Source organism: Dietzia sp. DQ11-38-2, assembly GCF_014145055.1.
In the GTDB taxonomy this organism is placed as follows: Bacteria; Actinomycetota; Actinomycetes; order Mycobacteriales; family Mycobacteriaceae; genus Dietzia.
Window position 1 is genome coordinate 1 of record NZ_JAALDW010000349.1, and the last position, 2,485, is coordinate 2,485.

Below are 2,485 nucleotides of genomic sequence, written 5' to 3' on the forward strand. Positions count from 1 at the left end.
CCACCGCCGACGCGGGCTGGCCGAGGTCGTCACCGGCGCGCTCGTCGGGTGGGGCCGGTCGCTGGGCGCCGAGGAGTGCCACCTCCACGTCTTCGCCGACAACGCGGCCGGCCGCGGGCTGTGGGCCAAGCTCGGACTGGCCCCGCACCATTCGATGCGTCACCTCGTCGTCGTCGAGGGTTCCACTCCGCGGTCCACGCGATCCGACGCCGGGTAATAGACTGCTCGCCATGCGCCTGGCCACCTGGAATGTCAACTCGATCAGAGCTCGACGGGACCGCGTCACGGCCTGGCTGGAACGCTCGGACGTCGACGTGCTGGCCATGCAGGAGACCAAGTGCAAGGACGACCAGTTCCCGCACGAGGCGTTCGAGGAGCTGGGATACCAGGTCGCCCACCACGGCTTGAGCCAGTGGAACGGCGTGGCCGTGGCCTCGCGGGTGGGGCTCGACGACGTCCGGTTGGGCTTCGACGACATGCCCGGTTTCCACAAGGACCCCGAGGTCACCCAGGATCCGGAGGCGCGCGCCATCTCCGCGGTGTGCGACGGCGTCCGCGTCTACAGTCTCTACGTCCCCAACGGCCGTGAACTGGCGGACCCTCACTACACCTACAAGCTCGAGTGGCTGGCCCGGCTCCGCGACCACGCCTCCGCCGAACTCGCTGCCGACCCGGCCGCGCAGGTGGCGTTGGTGGGCGACTGGAACGTGGCACCGCACGACGAGGACGTGTGGGACATGGAGGTCTTCACCGGCAAGACCCACGTCTCCGAGCCCGAACGCCAGGCCTTCGCGGCCTTCGACGGGGCGGGCTTTCGCGAGGTCACCCGCGAGTTCACCCCGGGCCCCGGCGTCTACACCTACTGGGACTACACCCAGTTACGCTTCCCCAAGAAGCAGGGCATGCGCATCGACTTCCAGCTGCACTCGCCGGAACTCGCATCGCGGGTGACCGGCGCGTTCATCGACCGCGAGGAACGCAAGGGCAAGGGCGCCTCCGACCACGCCCCGGTCGTCGTAGACCTCGACTAGCACCGCGACCCGGCCCACCACGAGGAGCCCGCACCGATGTCCACGTTCCAACTCCGTCACTACATCGACCGCCTGCGCGCCGAGGGCTTCACCGTGCGCGACGACCACGGTGAGGACCCCGACCTCATCGACATCGACGGCAGGGCCGTGGACACCTGGCGGGAGAACTACCCGTACGACCATCGGATGGACCGCAACCAGTACGAGGTGGAGAAGTACCTCCTGCAGATCGAGCTGCTCAAGTTCCAGAACTGGCAGGCCGAGTCGGGCCACCGGCACGTGATCGTGTTCGAGGGCCGGGACGCCGCCGGCAAGGGCGGGACCATCAAGCGGTTCACCGAGTACATCAACGTCCGGCAGGCCCGGGTGGTCGCGCTGATCAAACCCACCGAGACCGAGCTGTACCAGTGGTACTTCCAGCGCTACATCAGCCACCTGCCCACCCGCGGCGAGCTGGTCATGTTCGATCGCTCCTGGTACAACCGGGCCGGTGTCGAGCGGGTGATGGGGTTCTGCACGGACGCCCAGTACTCCACGTTCATGGAGCAGGCGCCCATGTTCGAGAAGATGTTGGTGGACTCGGGCATCGGCCTGACGAAGTTCTGGTTCTCCGTCACCAAGGAGGAGCAGAAGACCCGGTTCGCGATCCGGCAGCTCGACCCGGTCCGTCGGTGGAAGCTCTCCCCGATGGACCTGGAATCACTCGACAAGTGGGACCTGTACACCGCCGCCAAGGAGGAGATGTTCCGGCGCACCGACACCGACTGGGCCCCCTGGATCACCATCAAGTCCAACGACAAGAAGCGGGCGCGCATCAACGCCATGCGCCACTTCCTCCACCAGTTCGACTATCCGGAGAAGGACCCCCAGGTGGTGTTCGACCCTGACCCGAAGATCGTCCGCCGCGCCAGGGACGCCGTCGGGGACTGACTGAGCCCGCGAAGGACGCACCCGCGCACACGACCCGTCGGGAATGTCCGGGCACCGGCGCGCATTGCACCGGGTATGAGTCACACCAATGATCCGGCCGTTGTCAGACGTCTGCTCTCGGACCGCGGGCGCTGGGCGGTCGTGGGCCTGTCGGCGAACACCGGACGGACCGCGCACAGGATCGCCGCCTATGTCCGCAACCTGGGTCACGAGATAGTGCCGGTTCATCCCAGGGCTGAGACGGTCCACGGTCAGCAGGGATACCCGGATCTCGCGTCGGTACCCGGGGAGATCGATGTGGTCGACGTCTTTGTCAACTCGGCGCTCGCGGGCGACGTCGTGGACCAGGCGATCGCCCGGGGCGCGAAGGCGGTCTGGCTCCAGCTGGGTGTGATAGACGAGGCCGCGGCCCAGCGCGCTGCCGATGCGGGGCTGGACGTGGTGATGGACGCCTGCCCGGCCATCGAGGCGCCGCGTCTGGGCCTCGCCTGAGCGAGAGCACCCGCCGTGGCGGGAACGGCCCA

Annotated in this window: 4 protein-coding genes; all 4 read left to right on the forward strand. The window is 67.8% G+C overall.

Features of this window, described 5'->3' with window-relative positions; translation table 11 throughout:
- Nucleotides 1-217, forward strand: a 217-nt coding sequence (locus tag G6026_RS11945) for a GNAT family N-acetyltransferase (RefSeq protein WP_182613309.1), incomplete at its 5' end; no start/stop codon positions are given.
- A 13-nt stretch (nucleotides 218-230) separates the two neighbouring features.
- A complete protein-coding gene (locus G6026_RS11950; RefSeq protein ID WP_107757400.1) occupies nucleotides 231-1,031 on the forward strand; it encodes an exodeoxyribonuclease III in 801 nt (266 codons plus the stop codon).
- Between the two features lie 36 nt (nucleotides 1,032-1,067).
- A complete protein-coding gene (gene ppk2 / locus G6026_RS11955; RefSeq protein ID WP_182613310.1) occupies nucleotides 1,068-1,961 on the forward strand; it encodes a polyphosphate kinase 2 in 894 nt (297 codons plus the stop codon).
- A 75-nt stretch (nucleotides 1,962-2,036) separates the two neighbouring features.
- Entirely contained in the window at nucleotides 2,037-2,453 is a 417-nt protein-coding gene (locus G6026_RS11960) for a CoA-binding protein (RefSeq protein ID WP_182613311.1), read from the forward strand.
- Nucleotides 2,454-2,485 lie beyond the last annotated feature (32 nt).

What these genes read in the sequence shown, in the direction of transcription:
- G6026_RS11960 (WP_182613311.1), top strand. Translation starts at nt 2,037, where the DNA reads ATGAGTCACACCAATGATCCGGCCGTTGTCAGACGTCTGCTCTCGGAC.
- ppk2 (WP_182613310.1), top strand. Translation starts at nt 1,068, where the DNA reads ATGTCCACGTTCCAACTCCGTCACTACATCGACCGCCTGCGCGCCGAG.
- G6026_RS11950 (WP_107757400.1), top strand. Translation starts at nt 231, where the DNA reads ATGCGCCTGGCCACCTGGAATGTCAACTCGATCAGAGCTCGACGGGAC.